This is a genomic window from Oceanobacillus sp. CFH 90083 (genome assembly GCF_009389585.1).
GTDB lineage: Bacteria > Bacillota > Bacilli > Bacillales > Amphibacillaceae > Oceanobacillus.
The window spans coordinates 170576-190117 of the sequence record NZ_VIYG01000002.1; the positions used below are offsets into that span (position 1 = coordinate 170576).

Consider the following 19542-nt stretch of genomic DNA (forward strand, 5'->3'; position numbering starts at 1 on the left):
TTATGCTCCTTTCTTCTTTTCTGTTAAATGGATCATCAACTCTTGAACTGGTACGCCTTCTGCCTCAAGCCCTGCAGCTGCCGCTTCTTTTCTGCTGCCAAAAGTATATGCCATGGAACTGCCGGCCAAATCCGTACGCTGAATAATTTCTTTATCTGCTAAAAAGGCATCCACTTTTTCCTTTGGGCCGGATACAGCCACGGTTTTTGCCCTTAAATCATCTGAGCTTTCCTGTAAAACGACAGAGCCCTTCTTTAGAATAATGACTTCCTCAAACATTAAACTAACCTCATCAATCAGATGTGTCGAAAAAATAATTGTCCGTGGATTTTCCTGATAGTCTTCCAATAATATGTCATAGAACTTTTTACGGGAAGGAGCATCCATGCCGATATAGGGCTCATCAAATACAGTGATGGGCGCTCTGCTTGCTAATCCTGCGGTGATGCCTAATGCTGATTCCATTCCTTTTGACAGCGTCTTTATTTTAGCTGACTGCTTTAAATTAAAAATCTCTAATAGCTCTTCTGCCATTTCCTGATCCCAATTTGGATAAAAGTAAGAATAGATTTTTAATATTTGCTTTATCTTAAATTCTGGATTGAAATTATTTGCTTCTTTAATCAGGCAAATCGATTCTGTTAACCTTTGTTTATCAAAAGGGTTCTCTCCATCAATGGTAATATCACCGGACGATGCCAAAATTTGACCGCTTAAAATATCCATAAAGGTCGTTTTTCCTGCACCATTTCTGCCAAGCAGACCATAGATTTTATTCCCTTCCAAGGTAATAGAAATTTGATCCAAAGCATGACTTTTTCCATAGGTTTTACTTAACTGATTCACTTTAATTTCCATCTGTCTCATCCTCCCGATTGAGCATATTAATTAGCTCCTGTTTATCCATTTCCAGCTTCTGTGCTTCTTTTTTCATTGGAAGTAAATAATTTTCGTAAAATGTCTGCTTTCTTTTTTCAATCACAATGCCTTTCGCTTCCTCTGTAACAAACATACCAACGCCTCGTTTCTTTACTAAAATCCCTTCTGAGACCAGCTCATTAATTCCCTTACCAGCTGTGGCCGGATTGATTTGATAAAATTTAGCAAACTCATTGGTGGAAGGTGCCCGTTCTCCGCTATTCAAGGAACCATCCATAATGGAATCTTCAACTTGTTCCTTAACCTGCAGGAAAATCGGTTTGTTTTCATCCAATTCTTTTTTCATTATCCTCATCCCTCAATCGGTTAATCACTCATGTAATTAACCATATAACATAACCATAAAAAAGTCAATCTATTATTTATTAATAACGCACTTTATCTTTGAAAGAATCCTTATATATCAAAGGATTTCGTGCATTATAATAATTATGTAAACAAATCCTGTTTCAGAAAGAGCGTTCGCTAATAAGCAGCCGCGGATTATTTTTATGCAAAAAATAAGACCAGGTAGGGTACCCAGTCTTGTTTTCTCGTTCATTATTCCTTCACCATTTCGGATTGTATATAGTGATAAATCAGATTTTCCGTATGCTGAAGCGATAATTCATGCGTACGCTCAAATGCGTGAGAGGCATCGATTCCCGGTCCAATCAGTCCATGAATCACATCATACCCGGCACGGATAGCTGCCGATGCATCCGATTGATAGTACGGATAAATATCTAATTTATATTCAATATTGTTGGCTTTAGCAATGTTGGTAAGATGATTGCGGAGACCGTAATGGTATGGTCCGGAAGCATCCTTTACACAAATTGACACGGTGTATTCATCTGTCCTTTGCCCATCACCGATAGCTCCCATATCCACAGCCAGATACTCCACCGTTTCCGGAGGGATATTAGAGTTGCCGCCATAGCCGATTTCTTCGTTATTAGAAAAGAGAAAATGCGTTGTATATGGCAATTCCGTTTGATCTGCTGTAAGCTTTTCAATCACTTTGATTAAGATGGCAGCACTAGCCTTATCATCTAAATGCCGGGATTTAATGAACCCGGATTCGGTTATTTCCACCCGTGGATCAAAGGAGATAAAATCGCCTATTTCAATACCCAGATTACGGGTATCTTCCTCACTCTTCACCACTTCATCAATCCGCACTTCCATGTTTTCTGTATCTCTTTTCAGCTCACCAGCTTTTCGATATACATGAACCGCTGTTTGATGCATTAAAATGGTACCGGTAATTTTTTTACCGCCTACGGTATGAATGATACAATATTCGCCTTCAACATAATTAAGCGGGAAGCCGCCGATGACTTGTATTTTCAAACGGCCATCTGCTTTTATTTCTTTGACAATTGCTCCTAATGTATCCACATGTGCCGTCAGAAAACGATGTTTGACTGTATTTTTACCTGGTAAGGTTGCAATCAGGCCTCCTTTACGGTTACGTTTTGTTTGCACGTTATTTTCGGCTAATCTTTTCTCAATAAATTGAATCGCATCTTGCGTATAGCCGCTCGGACTTGGTATGGCTACTAAATCTTTAATCAATGCTTTCGTTTCTTCTACATTGGGAAAACTACTCATTATGGACCTCCTCGTCAAATGAATGTATATTAATTAGTCTACTATAGTTTATCAGAAAAAGCATTGTCACCAATTATTCATAGTTCACAGAAGTGTAATTTTTTTACTTTAACAAACCTTGTTGTAAGCCTAATTCTCATGTAAGCTAAAGTCTGGAGAAATTATTTTGAATTCATTAGACTAAGGAGGAAAAGCTATGAAAAAACTTACAGGATCACTAACTCTTGTTGCCTTATTATTTTTATTCAGTGCAAGCCCTGCCTTTGCACATACACATCTTGATACATCTGATCCGGAGGAAGGCTCAACAGTAACAGAGGCTTTGGACAGGATTACACTTTATTTTGAAACAGTGATCGAAGAAAGCGCAGTGATGGAATTACATGCAGAAGATGGAACAGCGATTACACTTGATAATCTCACTGTGCATGATGATACCTTTTCTGCGGATGTGACAGAGCCTTTAGAAAATGGAACATATACCATCAGCTGGGATATTATTGGTGTAGATGGTCATCCAATGGAGGATTCCATTTCATTTGAAGTGGATATAGAAGAAGCTGCTGTTGAGGATCAGGAAGAGGAAAATACAGAAGCAGCTGAGGATACATCTGGAGAGCAGACAGAGGAAAATGAAGCAGCTTCAGAAAGCGATGTACAAGAAACAGCAGTGGACGACACGAATTCCAATACAATGCTAATTACCATTCTAGTTATTGCCATTGTCGCAATCGTAGTCATTGTATTACTAAAAAGGAAGAAATAATCCATGTTTTATGTAACGATTTTTACAGAAATGTTCTTATATCTTTGCCTGGCTTTTTTAGCAGGAAGCTTTCTGATACGATTGCTTCCTGCTACTTCCCCTATCAAGGTACATGTATCCTCCAATTTACAGCTTGCTGCTATTTGGGGAATTGCCCTATTTGCCTTTATTCCACTGATTCAGCTCATCCGCCACATTACCGCCCGTTCTTCCTTAGGTTCTGCCTTTGAGGATGTTTTACTATCCTTTCGAATCGGAAATGCGTGGCTATTCTTATTTACGATTTGTATCCTTTTCAGTGTCTATATTGCATTTGTCAAAGATACAAGCAGCAAACAAACAGCATGGGTTGGAATGATTTTTACAGGTTTTGTAGCGTTTGGCATTGGCTGGGCAAGTCATGCAGGCTCCTTTACAGGCTTTTCCGGGGTATTTACACATGCAGTGCATATGTTGACCGTAAGTGCCTGGATCGGAACATTGATGATGGCCTGCTGGTTTGTACCAAAGTCTATGAACTGGCTCACATTTATCAAAAGCTACCATCCTTTTGCACTAACCTGTTTTGTTATTGTTGTCCTAAGCGGTATTTTATTAGCGCAATTCACTGTTGACCTCAGACAATATGACGAAGCTTTACTCGTTTCCTATGGACAAAGCTTATTTTTAAAACAATTATTTATCATTCCATTAGTGATATATGCTATCTTTAACGGTATTTGGATGAAACGGCGCTTACAGGCTGACATAAGCTTGCAGGCGAGACCATGGGTACGCGTCGAGTTCTTTATTATTTTGTTTATTTTATTGCTGACAGGTATCATGAATGAGCAATCACCGCCGCTTCATATTGAAAGCCTGATCGCACATAGCGGCTATGCCCCGATACTCGATATGTTTTATGAGGGCTCTGTAGATGGTGTGGGAATTAGTTTGGCATTAGATGGATCTGTTTTGTTCTTTATCGCCTTGGCACTGGCATGCCTCGCAGGCAGTATCTATATTTTCAAAACAAAAAGACATCCCGCACTCTCTTATCTTGCCTCGCTTCTCTTTGTTGTCATGGGGTATTTTGCTTTTATTCAAAGTATTGTGATAAGCTGATTTATATAAAAACGGAAAAGGCTTAAAATGGATAGGAATGCATTCATTTTGAGCCTTTTTTAATGATAAGATGATCCTACTATACTGAAACTTCTAAAAGCGGATGTTCAAATATCACAATAAATAAAGCATCGAAATCAAAAAGCATGTGCTCCAAATACTTTCAGAGCACATGCTTCTTATTATCTCAATATTGTTATTTTAACATCTTTTCTTCCCCAGCTTAGCGCTTGAGATTGATCCGAAAAGAAAACATCTATTTTATTTCCTTTAATTGCTCCACCTGTATCACGTGCTACAGCTACTCCATAGCCTTCTACTTCTACAACACTTCCAAGTGGAATAACACTCGGGTCAACAGCAATTACTTTTGCACCTGCATTTTTCTTTAAATCAAATCCAGTTGCTGTAAGACCAGTACATCCATTGCAATTAGCTGTGTAAGCTGTGGATGAAACGGTAAATGTCTCACCAGAGTTTTCTTCTTTTTTGCTTGAACTTTCTTCTTTAACTGCTGTTTCTTCTTTTTTACTCGAGCTTTCTTCTTTTTCTGCCGGCTTTTCTTTCGGCTTGGAAGCTTCTACTTTCGGCTCTTCCTTCTGCTCTGGTTCATTACTTTCAGCAGAAGCCGTTTCTTTTTCTTCTTCCGGCTCTTTGGTTATTGTTTTAGATGCGACACTCGTTTCTTTTTCTTGATGTACCTTAATTTCTTCTTCAGCTTCTTCCGCTGCTTTTTCTTCAGCTTCGGCCAGCTTTGCCGCTTCTTCTTCTTTCGCTTTTTCTTCAGCCGCAGCAATAGCAGCTTGTGTATCAGCTTCTAAAGATGCTAATTGCGAATCTGTAATTTCCAGTTCCTCTACAAGTGCCTCTAAATCAGCCTGCTTTGTTTCCAGGTCATCTTTTTTAGCATTGCTGTCTGCAAGTGCCAGCTCAACATTTTCTTTTGCAACGCTTTGCTCATCTTTTAAATCATTCAGAGCACTCATTTTTTCCACTTCTTCTTCCTGCTTTTCTTCTAAAGAAGCAATATCTGATTCCTGCTGTTCGATTAACGCAGCATCAGAATCAGCAATTTTATTAACAGCATTTGCCCGAGAAATAAAGTCTTCAAAGCTTTGTGCACCGAAGAGGACTTCCAGATAATTAATGTCTCCACCGGAATGCTGAACAGATACCATCCGTTCTTTTAATATTTCAAAGCGTTCCTTTATTTTCTCTTCAAGCTCTTGCATTTCATCTTCTAATACAAAAATATCTTCCAATAAAGCATCAATCTGTTGATCTGTTTTATCAATCTCCTGCTGCTTTTCTTCTAATTCGATTTCTGTACTTGCAATGTCACTTTTTAATTGCTCCAATTCCTCTAATACGGAAGCAATCTGTTGTTCAGAGTCCGATAATTCTGTTTTGACCTCCGAACGCTGATCACGAATATCTTCGAGATCATCAGCAGTTTCTGCTTGAACTGGTACAATACTGGAACTCATGAAACCAACAATCATTACTATCGCTAGCAAAAATGATTTCTTCAATTCTTTTCCCCCTGTTCCTGCATCACTACTACATAGGTCTCTCTCTAAAAAGGAATCTAACCTTTTTTATGCAGCTTTGTGAATCATAGGATAAATTTAACAAGATATAAATTCCTAATGCAGTGTAACATCTACAGATTGCAGAAAGATTATAGAAATGTTACAGTTTTGTATCGGGGCAGAGAGAAATTCTCTTCAAAGCCTGTCATACGAATGCTTTCAGATGTAATATTACAATCCAGTTACATGACGTAATATAAATAAATTTCCCATGGAGAATCCTGTTCTGTAAATATTTCCTCCAGTGATAATCCAATATCTTCCGCATTTTCAATTGGTACAGCAGACAAAATATACACTCCTCCTAATTCCTTTAGAGCATCTGTATCAATTGCTAAATCCGAAATCGGCTCGTTCCTGTCTTTCGTAAACATATAATCCTTTCCATGCTCAGCAACATACATATACAGCCTCCCACCCCATGTATCGAAATAATTTTGTAACATCGGACTCTTATCCAGCTCACCAGCAATAATCTCACGAAAGTCATGCTTATATTCCAGCGGAAAACTATTATTATACGTATCCAGCGTATAAAAGCCATTATATTGTGCAATGGTCGGGTGTAAACCAATGCTGACAACCCGATAATCATCCGGGCTCTCTCCTATATAATCCTGGATGGATGAAAACAATTCCTCTGAATAAAATTCCTTAAAGGTTGGTGTACTTGCAGTCCGGTATTTAAACTCTTCCGTCAAAACAAAGAGAAGGGCACATTGTGAAATAATCAGCAGCATGACAAGCAGTTTCCCGACTTTTTTTAGTCTCCAAAGGATACCTAAAGCAAGCGCAAAGGCAATATACCAGATTGGCGGGTCCATAAAATGAATTCTGGCAAAATTAAATGTATTTAAAACAGAGATGCTTTCTTTAAGCGGCTGCCAGCCTTCCCAATACCAGAATGCATACCAAAAAGACAACGCTAAATTAGCCAGAAACAGAGTAAACAACCATTTCGGCTGTCTGTTTTTAAATAAAGCAAGCAATATAGCCAATAAAATAACTGGGATAATGATATAAGCCTGAACCGCTTCATCATGTGTATGTCCATATAAAAAATTCTCCCAAGCTAATTCATAGCTTCGTTCAAAGGTATTTCCGCTCAGCTCCAGCTCTTCCCGATGCGACGTAAAGCTGTCATCAAAAAACATGGAAGTAATTAATAAATAATCCTTCATCAGAAAAATACCTGTCATGATTGCAATCGCTGTAAAAAAAGAGCCATTCCAATCCTTTGTTCGAATCCAGTCAATCAGCCATAATAAACCAATGACTGCTAAAAAGAAAACAAAGCTGAGAACAAAGTTTGCAAAAAATGGAATCAGGCACAGCAGTATCCAAGCGTGCTTTGGTGCTTCTCGCCGGTGCTTTCGAATCATCAAAAAAACATATAGAGCAAGCGGCATGCCCGCAATAGAAAGGGCACCTGACGGCCAGTATGGGAGCATTGCAAAAGCAAGGGACACACCAATTGTTATCCAAGGTGTTGTCTCTTTTTTTACAATAAAGCGTGTTAATAATAAATACATGCCAAAAAACGCCGTAAAGCGCATGATCGTCTGGCTGATTGTATAAGCTGTCATTGGTTCAAACAGAACATACAGCCAAAGTGCCGCATCAAAGGCAGAAGGCAAAGCACTGCGGGGAAGCCCGTCAATTGCATATGGCAGGGAAACGTCTGTTAATGTGAAAATAGACCCGCTCTCAGCCAGCACTTTATACCAGACGATATTAGAATCCATATTATCATGGACTCTAATATGTACATCTTCTCCATAAATCACATAAGGGGATAAGTAGGCAAGTAAAATAAGACAGCCTGCCCATATCCATTTATTGCGCATAAAATTGCTGAATGCTCGAGATGACATATTCCACATCCCCTTTACTTATTCCATAGTAAAGTGGTAATCGTAATAGACGTTCACTTTCTATCGTTGTATACTTTTCTTCTCCAGAAAAAACACCGTATTTTTCACCTGCGACAGAGGAATGCAGCGGAACATAGTGTGTTGCTGTTACGATGTCACGCTTCTTTAAATAATGGATTAACTGTGCCCGAACATCTGCATTCCTTGTTTTAATAAAAAAGATATGGGCATTTGACTTCCTGTTTTCCGGAATAAAAGGAAGTTCTATTGCTCCTGCTTCTGCGAGAGAACTTAGCCCCTTTCTATACATTTCCCACGTTTTCAGCCGGTTTTCATTGATCGCTTCCGCATGCTCCAGCTGAACAGACAGATAAGCTGCGTTCAGCTCGCTGAGCAGGTAGGAAGATCCAATATCTCTCCAAGAGTATTTATCCACTTCGCCGCGAATAAACTGTGAACGGTCTGTTCCCTTCTCTTGTATGATCTCTGCACGCTCTATGAGAGAAGAATCATTAATATATAATGCCCCTCCTTCTCCGCAAACATAATTTTTCGTTTCATGGAAGCTGATTGTCCCCAAATGTCCAATCGTTCCCAATGCTTTTCCTTTATAAAAACCCATTAGACCTTGGGCAGCATCTTCCACAACCCATAAGCCATGCTCTTTTGCAAGCGCCATAATGCTGTCCATTTCACAGGAAACCCCAGCATAATGAACCACAACAATCACTTTAGTCTTTTCTGTGATTGCTGCAGCAATCTGCTCTGGATCGACATTCATTGTTTCTGGTTCGACATCCACAAAGACAATCTTTGCACCTCGGAGGGCAAACGCATTTGCTGTCGAAACAAAGGTATAGGAGGGCATAATAACTTCATCCCCTTCTCCAGCCTCTGTCAATAATGCTGTCATTTCCAACGCTGCTGTACAGGATGGGGTAAGCATTGCTTTTTTTACACCCATCTTCTCCTCCAGCCAGTGCATACACTTTTCCCCATAAATACCGTTTCCTGATAATTTCTGCTTTACAATTGCATCGCGTATGGCTGTATCTTCTTTTCCTATATAACATGGTACATTAAATGGTATCATGGTATCACCTCATTATCAGAATACCTACTATGACAAACGCAAAGCCGATCATTTTCTGTGTACTGACCGGTTCTCCAAACAAAAAAACCGATAAAATAAAAACAAGGACAAACGACAGACTCATAAACGGATAAGCATAGCTGATGTCGAATTTTGTCATCGCCGCCATCCAGCTTAACGCCGCTAGAAAGGCAGCAATAAAACCGGAGAGTATCCAGGGGTTCCAGACCAGCTGAAATAAGAATAAAAATTTATCAAATATGCCATCCGGCAGTTCCCCCTGCCGATCCATTGTCCACTTTATAATTAATTGTCCGTAAACGGTAAACAGAATGGTTCCAGCAATATAAAAATAGCCCAAGCTCCTCTCCCCCCAGCGATCCTTTATATTTTCTTACATAATGATCAGCAGGCTAAATACATTTTCACTATATTAATAGAAGGAACCGTTCACTTTATGATAAATATCCTTCCCTGCCCGCAACCGGAATCCTAAGCCGATAAAAACATTCAGTGACGCCGGATTGCTGGGAGAAATCGATGTAATCAGCTGTTCCTTACCTGTCCGTTCAAATTGCTCTTTTACACACGCCGCTGCAAAAGGTCTGGCAAACCCTTGACCGCGAATATCCTTATGCATTGCCATCAGCAAAATATTCTCCTGTTGATAAGCAAAGAAGCCTTTGACACATCCACCCTGCTTAAAAGCAAGAAGCAGCTTTTGATCCATCAAATCTTTGACCCAATTCCGATAGCGTAAATCAGCCATCTCATTCGGTACTTGAAAATCGCGGTGGTATCTGCCGCCTTGAAACGCCTCTTCGGCAATCGCTAATATTTCTTCTGCATCATAATCTTCATGAAAGATAACATCACCAGCCACCTTTTTTAAAAATTTATCACGGTTGCAATAAGGCTCCATTAACGTATCTGCATAATAAAAGCCGTATTTTTGCAGCAGCGATTTATCTGCAAGCGGGTCTACCTTAATGGTAAAATGTCCTTCAACCTCTTCCGTTGCCTGTAATGCCGCTTCACTATATTCAGTCAATTGAAAGGTTGCAAGCGGGAAATTCCGGCTATCCCAAGGTGTCGGCTCTAAATATTCGTTCATTCTCCTCTTCCTCCCTGTATCGTTTCCACAAATGTTTCAATGGGACAAGTAATCGCAAAAGCTCTTCGATGGGGCGAGTAATCGCAGTCCCAGTCCCGATCTCTGGTTATGGCTGTTCTTAGCAGAAGTTCTTTTTCCTGTTGTTTTATTTTTTTGAACCTCACCGTTTATATCTTTGATTAAATAAATTGGTCGGTTCTTTGCTTCATTGAAAATTTTTCCAAGATAGAGACCAATAATTCCAAGCTGAAAAAATAGTAACCCGCCAATAAAGAAAATGGATACCATCACACTGGTCCAGCCTTGAACGGGCTCATCCAAAAAGAAATAGCGTGAAAATAAATATAACGCATAGATAAGCGAAGCAAAAGCCATCAGAAAGCCTACACCAATCGAGAGCCTCAGTGGCTTATTTGATTGAGAGACAATGGCATCTGTTGCTAACGCAAATAATTTTTTCAACTGGTAGGACGACTTTCCTTCTTTCCTGGCATCGTGCTGCACTTCTATTTTCGTCTGCTGGTACCCCATCCATTGAATAAAGAACGGAAAATAACGATTCTGTTCACGCAGCTTCCGAAAGCTCTCTACTACTTTTTTTCGGGAAATGCTGAAATTAGCTATCGAAGCATCTGTCTTTTTCCCTGTAAAATAATCATAGACTTTATAAAAAGCTTTGGACGACAGCTTTTTTAAGCCTTTATCCTGCCTCTCGATGCGCTGTGCAAAAACAACATCATACCCATCCTGAGCCCGCTCATACAGCGATACGATTTCTTCCGGACGGTCCTGCAGATCACAATCCATCACGACCACCCAATCCCCGGATGTAAAATCAAGCCCTGCTGTTATGGCATGATGCTGCCCAAAGTTACGCGACAGATTAATTCCTTTTATTTTTTTATCTTGCTTATGAAGTCTGAGAATCGTTTCCCAGGCATGGTCGGGACTCGCATCATTTACCATAATAATTTCATAATCGGCTGGAATGGACTGGATTGTTTGAATAATGCGGTTTACAAGCTCGATAAGGCAGCGTTCACAGCCGTAAACCGGAATAACTACAGAAATTAAATCGGTACGTTTGTTTTCCATTTTTGTAAATACCATTCCACCGTTTTTCTCAGTCCATTCTCTAAATCTATTTCAGGCTGCCAGCCCAGTTCTTTTTGGATTTTGCCTGCATCTATGGCATACCGCTTATCATGCCCCTTACGATCCTCCACAAAGGTAATCAAATCAGAAAAATGCTCCAAATGGTAAGCTTGCAGTAAATCCGGCCTCCGGTCATCTAATAGCTGACAAATCAACTGTGTGATGGTCAGATTCTCCTGCTCATTATTCCCGCCAACATTGTATACCTCCATCACTTTGCCATGATGATAAATCATATCAATGGCTTTGCAGTGATCCTCGACAAATAACCAATCACGTATATTCTTTCCGTCACCGTAAATAGGTATCGGCTCATTTGCCAAAGCATGCCGGATAATCGTCGGCAGCAGCTTCTCTTCATGCTGCCTCGGACCATAATTATTCGAGCAGGAGGAAATAATAACATTCATGCCATACGTGTGACCAAAGCTTTGCACTAAAAAGTTTGCTCCGGCTTTTGATGCACTATACGGATTTCTCGGATCATAAGGAGTCTTTTCTGTAAACTTTCCAGACCCTTCCAACGAGCCGTAGACCTCATCCGTCGAGATCTGATGAAACCGGCGCTCCGGAAGCTCTCCCTTTGCCTCCCAGTCCGCTCTTGCCGCCTGCAAAAGATTCAGTGTACCGACTACATTTGTATGAATAAATGGACTGGCATCATCAATCGAACGATCCACGTGAGACTCCGCAGCAAAATGGATCACACCTTCAATATCATAATCTCTAAATATTGCCTCTACCGTATTTATATCCGCAATATCTCCATGAATAAAATGATAATTCTCTTTATTCTCTACTTCCGTTAAATTATTAAGCGAGCCGGCATAGGTCAGCTTATCCACATTAATTAACTGCCGATCAGGATATTTATTCTGATAATAATGGATGAAATTAGAGCCGATAAATCCGGCTCCCCCTGTAATTAAGATAGCCTTACTCATTGCCGACCAGTCCCAACATTGGATGATGATCGATCGCATCCCAGTATTGCTGATTATGCTTCCGGGTTGCAATTTCCATTAGATATTGTCCATAATCTGTTTTCTCCATTGATTTTCCTTTTTCATAGAGTACATCTTTGGAGATATAGCCCAAATAGAAAGCAATTTCCTCCAGACAGGCAATTTTAAATCCTTGTCGCTGCTGTGTTGTTTTAATAAATTCAGCTGCGTCAAATAAAGATTCCTGCGTTCCTGCATCCATCCAGGCAAATCCTCTGCCCAACAGCTCTACATGCAGCTGATTCCATTTTAAATATTCTTTATTGACATCTGTAATTTCTAATTCACCACGCTCAGAAGGTTTGAGCTTTTTGGCAATTTGCACTACTCTGGAATCATAGATATAGAGCCCTGTTACAGCAAAATCTGATTTAGGGTCCTCCGGCTTTTCTTCAATCGAAATAGCATTTTGATAATGGTCAAATTCAACTACTCCAAAGCGCTCCGGATCCTTCACACGATATCCAAATACGGTCGCATGTTTATGATTTTTAATTGCATTGCGCAATAACGTTGTAAAGCCTTGACCAAAGAAAATATTATCCGCAAGAATCAGGGTGACATCATCTTTTCCAATGAAATCCTCTGCAATAAGAAATGATTCAGGAATTCCTTTTGGCTCAGACTGTTCTTTATAGACGATATGGATTCCTAAAGGAGATCCATCTCCCAATAGCCTTTCAAAACGTATCGTATCTTCCGGTGTACTAATTATCATCACTTCTTTGATACCGCCAAGCATCAGAACAGATAATGGGTAATAAATCATCGGCTTATCATAAATAGGCAGCAGGTGCTTATTGATACTATCCGTACTTGGAGACAGACGTGTTCCGCTTCCTCCAGCGAGAATAATTCCTTTCATGGTACACACCCTCCATTGAAATAGTTTTTAATATTTTCTCTATGAAACATAACTGTTAGATTAAGTATTCCTGCTTTTTACAATTTATAAACTTACATTCTTGTTTCAAATTTATTTCAAAATAGTAATAATAAGCAGATTTCTTGCTTTTAGATTGCCACAATCAGAAAGATAATTACATAAGTGCGGATTGAGCTTACTTGTTTCGGATTAAAGCGCCTGAGCATCATTAAAAAAGCTGCTTCCATTATATTTAATAAAATTAAAATCTATGAAAAAGAATCTAAAACTCGCTTATGCTGATCCTGCTTTAATAAAATAGAAGTTACGATTAGAATAGATAGAGGATGATTTCCAATGAACAGACAGCAATTAGAGGAAACCATATACAAAGATGCCTCTGCCGTTCTTATAGGGAAAGGTTACATCAGTCCAATGGAGGTTTTGATAAAAATGGACAGGTTAACATCCAAGCAAGTGGAGGATACACCAAAGAAGATCATTTAAAGCCTTCCATCACTGTCTATAAATCTTGGGGAAAAGGGGCAAAAAGACATTACGATTTTCTAAGACCGGAAATCCTCATATGGAAAAATTATATTCTTCTCATTATGTTAAAAAATCTGCGAACAAGGAATAGAAATGAACGGTAAAGCAGGAAAAGGACATCGTTTCCGCTGCTTTACCGTTCATTTTTAACTCACCAAAATTTTTCCGTTGCCGTTTTTTCATCCGATACATTTCCTAATATCTATAATCGCCTGCAAATGCATCCCTTCATGGAAAACGGTACGTATTAAAACCTGCTCAATCGTATACATCCCCATGTCAATCGGTTCAAATTCTTCGGTCAGCCGATCTTTATACTGCTTTTTAATGACATTGGGCTGCTCTCTTAATAAACTCACCAGTTTTTCAAACGTTGGTGTTTCTGAAGTAAAATTCTCAGGAGATGTTCCAAAGCCAAACCATTGATTAAATTGCCTGGTTGCTTCTGAGGCTTCTTTCGTCAGTGCCTCGATCCACAGAAATTGATCCAAATAAATATGCCCCAGGTTCCAGCGAATATTATTATTAAAATGCTCAGGTACTATTTCTGCCTGCTCTCTTGATATTCCTTCCACTGCCGTCAAAATATCTGTCCGATACGCAGAAAGCTGATTAAACAGTACTTCCTGTTCGTTGGTCATTGTTTCCTCCTCCCTTCTGAAAGTAATCCAACCTTTTTTCTCCTCTTTAATTATTTCTACATTTTTGATATATCTCCTGCCTGAGCAGGTTAATTAACGGAATAAATAATAAGGTATGCTATTCATTACCATACCGCCAGACAAATAAGTATATTACATAAAATCCTGCGGACAAACAGCCCCTTAAATGGCGCATTCATCTTTGCATTACAAAGGGATGGTAGCTTTTGCAGACCAGGGAATATCTGCCGGTAAAAATAGTAACAAGCCGATAAAAATGACAGCGGATATTGAAAACGTTATCATTTTATTTATTATATTTCTTTGATTAAATGAACGATTCTTTTTTCTCTTAAACAACATAAAGGCAGCCTTCTTTTTATCATATTTAATCTTTATTATCCAATACATAGCATTTATAGTAAAGCAAGTATATTTAACCAATTCGTATCTGAATAAGAAGAAAATTTCATTAGAGGAAGCACAATATCTATAGATAATATAAAAACTGATTGGAATGAGGCACATTCTAATTAGCAAAAGCTACTAAGGATTTATTATATTTTTTTGAAAGGGGCTTGGATACTTTCCTGGATTTTTCACTAATGTAAAAACTAATTAAGGCTGCGTCAGTTTTATTCTCTTCTTCCAAGAAAAGCTTTTTAGACAAAAAAACATCTCTTGTGTTTCATTAAAAAATGAAACACAAGAGATGTTTTATCCAAGTACGAAAATATGCCTTCTTAGCTGAGACAACACCGTACAAAAATCTACAATGACTATAACCCCTAACAGCTCAATGTTTATAGCCCTTTAATCAAATGGAGACGGAGGGAGTCGAACCCTCGTCCAGAGATATCGCCACTCAAGTATCTACACGCTTAGTTGGTATATTAGCATTCGCTCACATGTCAGCCTACCAACAGGCCATACACATGAGCTAGTCTGATTAAGTTCTTCTGCCCATCCTCAGACGGTGGATAGCAGAATAGCCCGCTTGATTTGAGACCCTTCAATCTGCCACACGGGCGATGGCAGGAAGGATCGTTTTAGGCTGCTTAGGCAGCTGCTAAAACAGGTTGATTGTTTTCTTTGCCAGTTATATTTAGGCGAAACGTTTTACGAGCCGTAACCTCGACGTGCAACTTGAGCTCAATCTACCCCTGTCGAATCCGTAACGTCCCCGTATTATATAAACACAGGGAATAATGAAGCATGCTTCAATTATTCAGCTGTACCTTGTTCCTATGATAATGCTTCCTTCAACAGCATACCATGAACAGGGTACCTTTCATTATAACAAATCATGCTAAATAGTCAAGCATACAAAAACTAGCGCATATGATCTTTAATTGCCCGATCTACATCACGCTTCATTTGTTTACGTTTTAGATCTTCCCGTTTATCGTATTTCTTCTTCCCTTTACCAAGACCGATTAATACTTTTGCATAACCATTTTTAATATATATTTTTAATGGAATTAATGCATAGCCCTGCTGCTGGGTCAATCCAATCAATTTATCAATTTCCTTACGATGCAGTAACAGTTTTCTTGTACGGGTCGGGTCGTGATTATAACGATTCCCCTGCTCGTATTCAGCGATATGCAGGTTAATTAATTGTACTTCCCCGTTTCTGTCAATCCGTGCATGAGCATCTTTAATATTTACTCTGCCATTACGTATCGACTTAATTTCCGTTCCCTGTAAAACAATGCCTGCCTCGTAGGTATCCTCAATTAGATAATCAAAGGAAGCTTTTTTATTTTGTGCAATGGTTTTTCCATTTCCTTTTGGCATTTCAAATCATCCTCTTCCATCGAACTTTTAAAAGTTCTTTTCATCCACAGGGCAGGAACTCACACTATCCCTAAATAAATTCTCTGTCTATTTTACCAAAAAACTTCCCTTATCTCAAAAGTTTTAGAGTGTTTACCTGCTAACAAGACGGCCTTTTTCTCTTATACAGCTACCTGTTTTCTACAAGATTCATATAGAAGAAAAGGATGGACGCCTCTGCTGTGAAAAACGATAAAACCTCTGATAAAAGAGATTCTATCGTTTCGGTTTATTCTTTTTCTTATTTTTAGGTTTTGCCTTGGCCTTTGATTTCTTTTTTGATTTTTCTTTCGGCTTTGCAGAAGCTTGGATAACTCGTCTGGAAGGCTTTTCCCTTCTTTCCTTCCGGCGCGGAGACGCTAAGGATGTCAGTTCAAAGTCAACTGTATATTCCTCCAAGTTTACATCAGCCACCTTAATATCCACTTCATCCCCTACACGGAATACCTTGGCAGTCCGCTCTCCGATCATCGCCTGACTGCGTTCATCAAAATGATAATAATCATCTGTCAAATAGCTGACATGAACAAGTCCTTCTACTGTATTTTCGAGTTCGACAAACATGCCAAAGTTTGTTACGGAGCTGATAATACCGGTAAACGCTTCACCGATTTTATCCTTCATAAATTCCGCTTTCTTCATATTATCGGTATCGCGCTCGGCATCGACTGCCCGGCGTTCCATTTCTGAAGTATGGCGGGCAATTTCCGGCATCCGGTCCTTCCAATGCTTCATCGTTTTCTTATCCATTTTATTTTCAATTAAATAGGTGCGGATTAAACGATGCACAATTAAATCGGGATAGCGGCGGATCGGCGACGTGAAATGGGTATAAAAATCTGTTGCCAGGCCAAAATGTCCAACACTCTGCGGAGAATATTTTGCCTGCTGCATGGAGCGCAGCATTAATTTAGATACAATCATTTCCTCCGGTTCATCTTTAATCGATTCCAGCACCTTTTGGAGCTGCTGCGGATGAACCTCGTTAGCCGTTCCTTTCACAGAAATACCCAGTCCGGCTAAGAATTCATAGAATTTCTCCAGCTTTCCTTCATCCGGATCCTCATGGATACGGTGAATAAAAGGTACATCCATCCAGTGGAAATGCTCAGCAATCGTTTCGTTCGCTGCCAGCATAAATTCTTCAATTAATTTTTCACCGACAGAGCGTTCGCGAATAACGACATCGGTCGGATGGCCTTTTTCATCGACAAGCACTTTTGCTTCTTTAAAATCAAAGTCAATAGCGCCTCGTCCAAAGCGTTTCCCGCGTAAAATAGCAGCGAGCTTTTCCATATTTTCAAACATCGGAACCAGCGTCTCATATTTTTTACGAAGTGATTCATCCTTGTCCACTAAAATCTTATTCACATCGGAATAAGTCATTCGCTCATTCGAATTAATCACACTTTGAAAAATTTCATGGTGGACAACTTGTCCGCTTGGATTAATCTCCATTTGACAACCCAATGTTAATCTGTCTACGTGCGGGTTAAGAGAGCATATTCCGTTAGATAAACGGTGCGGGATCATCGGAATCACACGATCAACTAAATAAACACTCGTCCCCCGCTCAAATGCCTCTTTATCCAGAGAAGTGCCCTCCTTCACATAATGACTGACATCTGCAATATAGACACCAAGCTGATAATTCCCATTATCGAGACGTTTGACACTGACCGCATCATCAAGGTCTTTGGCATCCGCACCGTCAATCGTAACGACAACCTCATCCCTCAGATCCTTTCTTCCAGCTATATCATCTGGATCAATTTCATCCGGGACACCATTTGCCTGCTCAATAACTTCTTCGGGGAAATCTATCGGAATGCCGTGCTTGTAAATAATAGAGAGAATATCAATGCCCGGATCATTTTTATGACCAAGAATCTGAATAATTTCTCCTTCTGCACTTTTTCTTCCCTCCGGATATTTGGTAATGCGTGCCAGCACTTTATGACCATCGACAGCTCCATGTGTATGCCCTTTAGAGATAAAAATATCATTGGGAATCCGCTTATCGTCAGCGATAACAAATCCAAAGGAACGATTATCCTCAAATGTACCGACAACTGTAACGACTGCCCGTTCTAAAATCCGGATAACCTTTCCTTCCGGGCGGGAGCCTTCTGCATCTTTCTTTTCCAGACGGACAAGCACTTTATCCCTATTCATTGCAGATCCCATATCATTCGCATGGATGTATACATCCGTTTCATTTTCATCTTCCGGAATAAGAAAAGCAAAGCCCTTCGCATGCATTTGAATTGTTCCCTTGACAAGATTCATTTTATCCGGCAATCCGAAACGGTTCTTCCTGGTCCGGACAAGCTCTCCTTCCAGCTCCAGCTCATTTAAAGAAATGACCAGCTCTTTAAATTCTTCTGCATTCTCTAAAGCCAGAGCCTCTTCTAACTCCTGGACAGATAATGGTTTCGTGCTATTTTCTTTAATATAATTTAAAATGCGTTCTTTCATACGTTCACCTTCTTTCTGTTCATCTTTCCTGCTTTCACTTTCTATTCTATACTTCCCAATTTAAGTTCTCTAAAAACATATAGATATCCTCATGAAGCTGTTCCTTTTCTTTATCCATCGTAATAACATGTCCTGAATTGGCATACCATTTAATCTCTTTTTGTGTGGCCTCTATATTGTCATAAATATAATTGGCACTGTCCGTATTAATCATTTCATCCTTCTCTGCCTGTACAACAAAAGTAGGTGTATAAATCATATCGATATTTGCACTTACTTCCTTAACAGTATCTCTGACACCAGCAAAGAGCTTCTTGGAATGAGCCATAATTTCATTGACTTCTTCTTCAATAACTGCTTCATCTTTTTGCTCAAGCTGTTTGAACTCTCTAGAAAAAGTTCGAAACCCTTTCGTCAGCTCAGCTTCATTATCGAAAAACATCGGCGCACACATCGATACCATCCCTTTTATTTTCTCCGAATAAGCAAGTTTTAAACCTAATACGCCTCCAAGAGAAAGACCGGCAACGGCAATTTCCTGATATCCTAAATCCTTCAAGTGGTTAAATGCAGCCTTTACATCTGCCCACCACTCATCCGGGTTACTTTTTATTAATTCTTCTGGCGGAAGTCCGTGCCCACGATATATTGGTGCATGACTTGTGTAGCCTTTTTTTTCTAAAAAACGCCCTAGCATCCTGACGTCTGCAGAGTGTCCGGTAAAACCATGCAGTAATAGCACAGCGCGTTCTCCTGCTTCAAATGTAAACGGCTGTGGTAATTTTATTCTCACAATCACCCATCCCCTTCATCTTCCCTAAATCATTTTTTCCCAGTGCATTTCTAGTATACCCTGTATCGTTGTCATTGTATGTTCAAAAGCCCTCAGACAGCGAACTTTTCATACAGACTATCCATTCAAAAATAAAAAAA

General features: G+C 39.5%; 19 protein-coding genes and 1 other RNA gene. 3 read left to right on the top strand and 17 right to left on the bottom strand.

The annotated features are described in order from the left end of the window. The 3 genes from FLK20_RS03370 to FLK20_RS03380 form a co-directional block, all read right to left on the bottom strand. Complete coding sequence (locus FLK20_RS03370; protein ID WP_152655151.1) at window positions 1-858, bottom strand: ABC transporter ATP-binding protein; 858 nt, start codon at window positions 856-858, stop codon at window positions 1-3. Next, complete coding sequence (locus FLK20_RS03375) at window positions 848-1225, bottom strand: GntR family transcriptional regulator (protein WP_152655152.1); 378 nt, start codon at window positions 1223-1225, stop codon at window positions 848-850. The genes FLK20_RS03370 and FLK20_RS03375 overlap by 11 nt, the downstream gene beginning before the upstream one ends. A gap of 254 nt (window positions 1226-1479) precedes the next feature. Beyond that, window positions 1480-2535 (bottom strand): M42 family metallopeptidase, encoded by a 1056-nt coding sequence (locus FLK20_RS03380; protein ID WP_152655153.1) that lies wholly within the window; start codon window positions 2533-2535, stop codon window positions 1480-1482. Window positions 2536-2731: 196 nt separating this feature from the next. Between FLK20_RS03380 and FLK20_RS03385 the strand changes: the two genes are divergently transcribed. Both FLK20_RS03385 and FLK20_RS03390 read left to right on the top strand, forming a co-directional pair. Continuing rightward, window positions 2732-3301 (top strand): copper resistance CopC family protein, encoded by a 570-nt coding sequence (locus tag FLK20_RS03385; RefSeq protein ID WP_152655154.1) that lies wholly within the window; start codon window positions 2732-2734, stop codon window positions 3299-3301. A gap of 3 nt (window positions 3302-3304) precedes the next feature. Continuing rightward, entirely contained in the window at window positions 3305-4405 is a 1101-nt protein-coding gene (locus FLK20_RS03390) for a copper resistance D family protein (protein WP_152655155.1), read from the top strand. Between the two features lie 182 nt (window positions 4406-4587). Here FLK20_RS03390 and FLK20_RS22170 read toward each other — a convergent pair whose 3' ends face one another. From FLK20_RS22170 to rfbA, 8 genes are all read right to left on the bottom strand, one after another. Continuing rightward, complete coding sequence (locus FLK20_RS22170) at window positions 4588-5937, bottom strand: PcsB-like coiled-coil domain-containing protein (RefSeq protein WP_152655156.1); 1350 nt, start codon at window positions 5935-5937, stop codon at window positions 4588-4590. Between the two features lie 242 nt (window positions 5938-6179). After that, window positions 6180-7871, bottom strand: coding sequence for a DUF6044 family protein (locus FLK20_RS03400; RefSeq protein ID WP_152655157.1), 1692 nt, complete (start codon window positions 7869-7871; stop codon window positions 6180-6182). Next, a complete protein-coding gene (rffA, locus tag FLK20_RS03405) occupies window positions 7834-8964 on the bottom strand; it encodes a dTDP-4-amino-4,6-dideoxygalactose transaminase (protein ID WP_152655158.1) in 1131 nt (376 codons plus the stop codon). The genes FLK20_RS03400 and rffA overlap by 38 nt, the downstream gene beginning before the upstream one ends. 4 nt (window positions 8965-8968) lie before the next feature. Further along, a complete protein-coding gene (locus tag FLK20_RS03410; protein ID WP_152655159.1) occupies window positions 8969-9325 on the bottom strand; it encodes an EamA family transporter in 357 nt (118 codons plus the stop codon). Window positions 9326-9397: 72 nt separating this feature from the next. Continuing rightward, a complete protein-coding gene (locus FLK20_RS03415; protein ID WP_152655160.1) occupies window positions 9398-10078 on the bottom strand; it encodes a GNAT family N-acetyltransferase in 681 nt (226 codons plus the stop codon). 36 nt (window positions 10079-10114) lie between these two features. Further along, on the bottom strand, window positions 10115-11173 hold the full coding sequence (locus FLK20_RS03420) for a glycosyltransferase family 2 protein (RefSeq protein ID WP_152655430.1): 1059 nt from the start codon (window positions 11171-11173) through the stop codon (window positions 10115-10117). Further along, entirely contained in the window at window positions 11149-12177 is a 1029-nt protein-coding gene (gene rfbB, locus FLK20_RS03425; RefSeq protein ID WP_152655161.1) for a dTDP-glucose 4,6-dehydratase, read from the bottom strand. Before rfbB ends, FLK20_RS03420 begins: the two co-directional genes overlap by 25 nt. Beyond that, on the bottom strand, window positions 12170-13102 hold the full coding sequence (rfbA, locus tag FLK20_RS03430) for a glucose-1-phosphate thymidylyltransferase RfbA (RefSeq protein WP_152655162.1): 933 nt from the start codon (window positions 13100-13102) through the stop codon (window positions 12170-12172). Before rfbA ends, rfbB begins: the two co-directional genes overlap by 8 nt. A 357-nt stretch (window positions 13103-13459) precedes the next feature. Between rfbA and FLK20_RS03435 the strand changes: the two genes are divergently transcribed. Beyond that, complete coding sequence (locus tag FLK20_RS03435) at window positions 13460-13609, top strand: hypothetical protein (RefSeq protein WP_194165511.1); 150 nt, start codon at window positions 13460-13462, stop codon at window positions 13607-13609. A 102-nt stretch (window positions 13610-13711) separates the two neighbouring features. Here the strand turns inward: FLK20_RS03435 and FLK20_RS22075 are convergent, their stop codons facing one another. From FLK20_RS22075 to FLK20_RS03465, 6 genes are all read right to left on the bottom strand, one after another. Continuing rightward, window positions 13712-13834, bottom strand: a complete 123-nt coding sequence (locus FLK20_RS22075) for a hypothetical protein (protein WP_255473805.1) — start codon at window positions 13832-13834, stop codon at window positions 13712-13714. Continuing rightward, window positions 13831-14292 (bottom strand): DinB family protein, encoded by a 462-nt coding sequence (locus FLK20_RS03440; protein ID WP_152655163.1) that lies wholly within the window; start codon window positions 14290-14292, stop codon window positions 13831-13833. The genes FLK20_RS22075 and FLK20_RS03440 overlap by 4 nt, the downstream gene beginning before the upstream one ends. 819 nt (window positions 14293-15111) lie before the next feature. Continuing rightward, window positions 15112-15477: a transfer-messenger RNA gene (ssrA, locus tag FLK20_RS03450) on the bottom strand. Between the two features lie 147 nt (window positions 15478-15624). Continuing rightward, complete coding sequence (gene smpB / locus FLK20_RS03455) at window positions 15625-16092, bottom strand: SsrA-binding protein SmpB (protein WP_152655164.1); 468 nt, start codon at window positions 16090-16092, stop codon at window positions 15625-15627. Between the two features lie 255 nt (window positions 16093-16347). Next, a complete protein-coding gene (gene rnr / locus FLK20_RS03460; RefSeq protein ID WP_152655165.1) occupies window positions 16348-18609 on the bottom strand; it encodes a ribonuclease R in 2262 nt (753 codons plus the stop codon). 46 nt (window positions 18610-18655) lie between these two features. Continuing rightward, window positions 18656-19402 (bottom strand): alpha/beta hydrolase, encoded by a 747-nt coding sequence (locus tag FLK20_RS03465; protein WP_152655166.1) that lies wholly within the window; start codon window positions 19400-19402, stop codon window positions 18656-18658. Window positions 19403-19542: the final 140 nt, after the last annotated feature.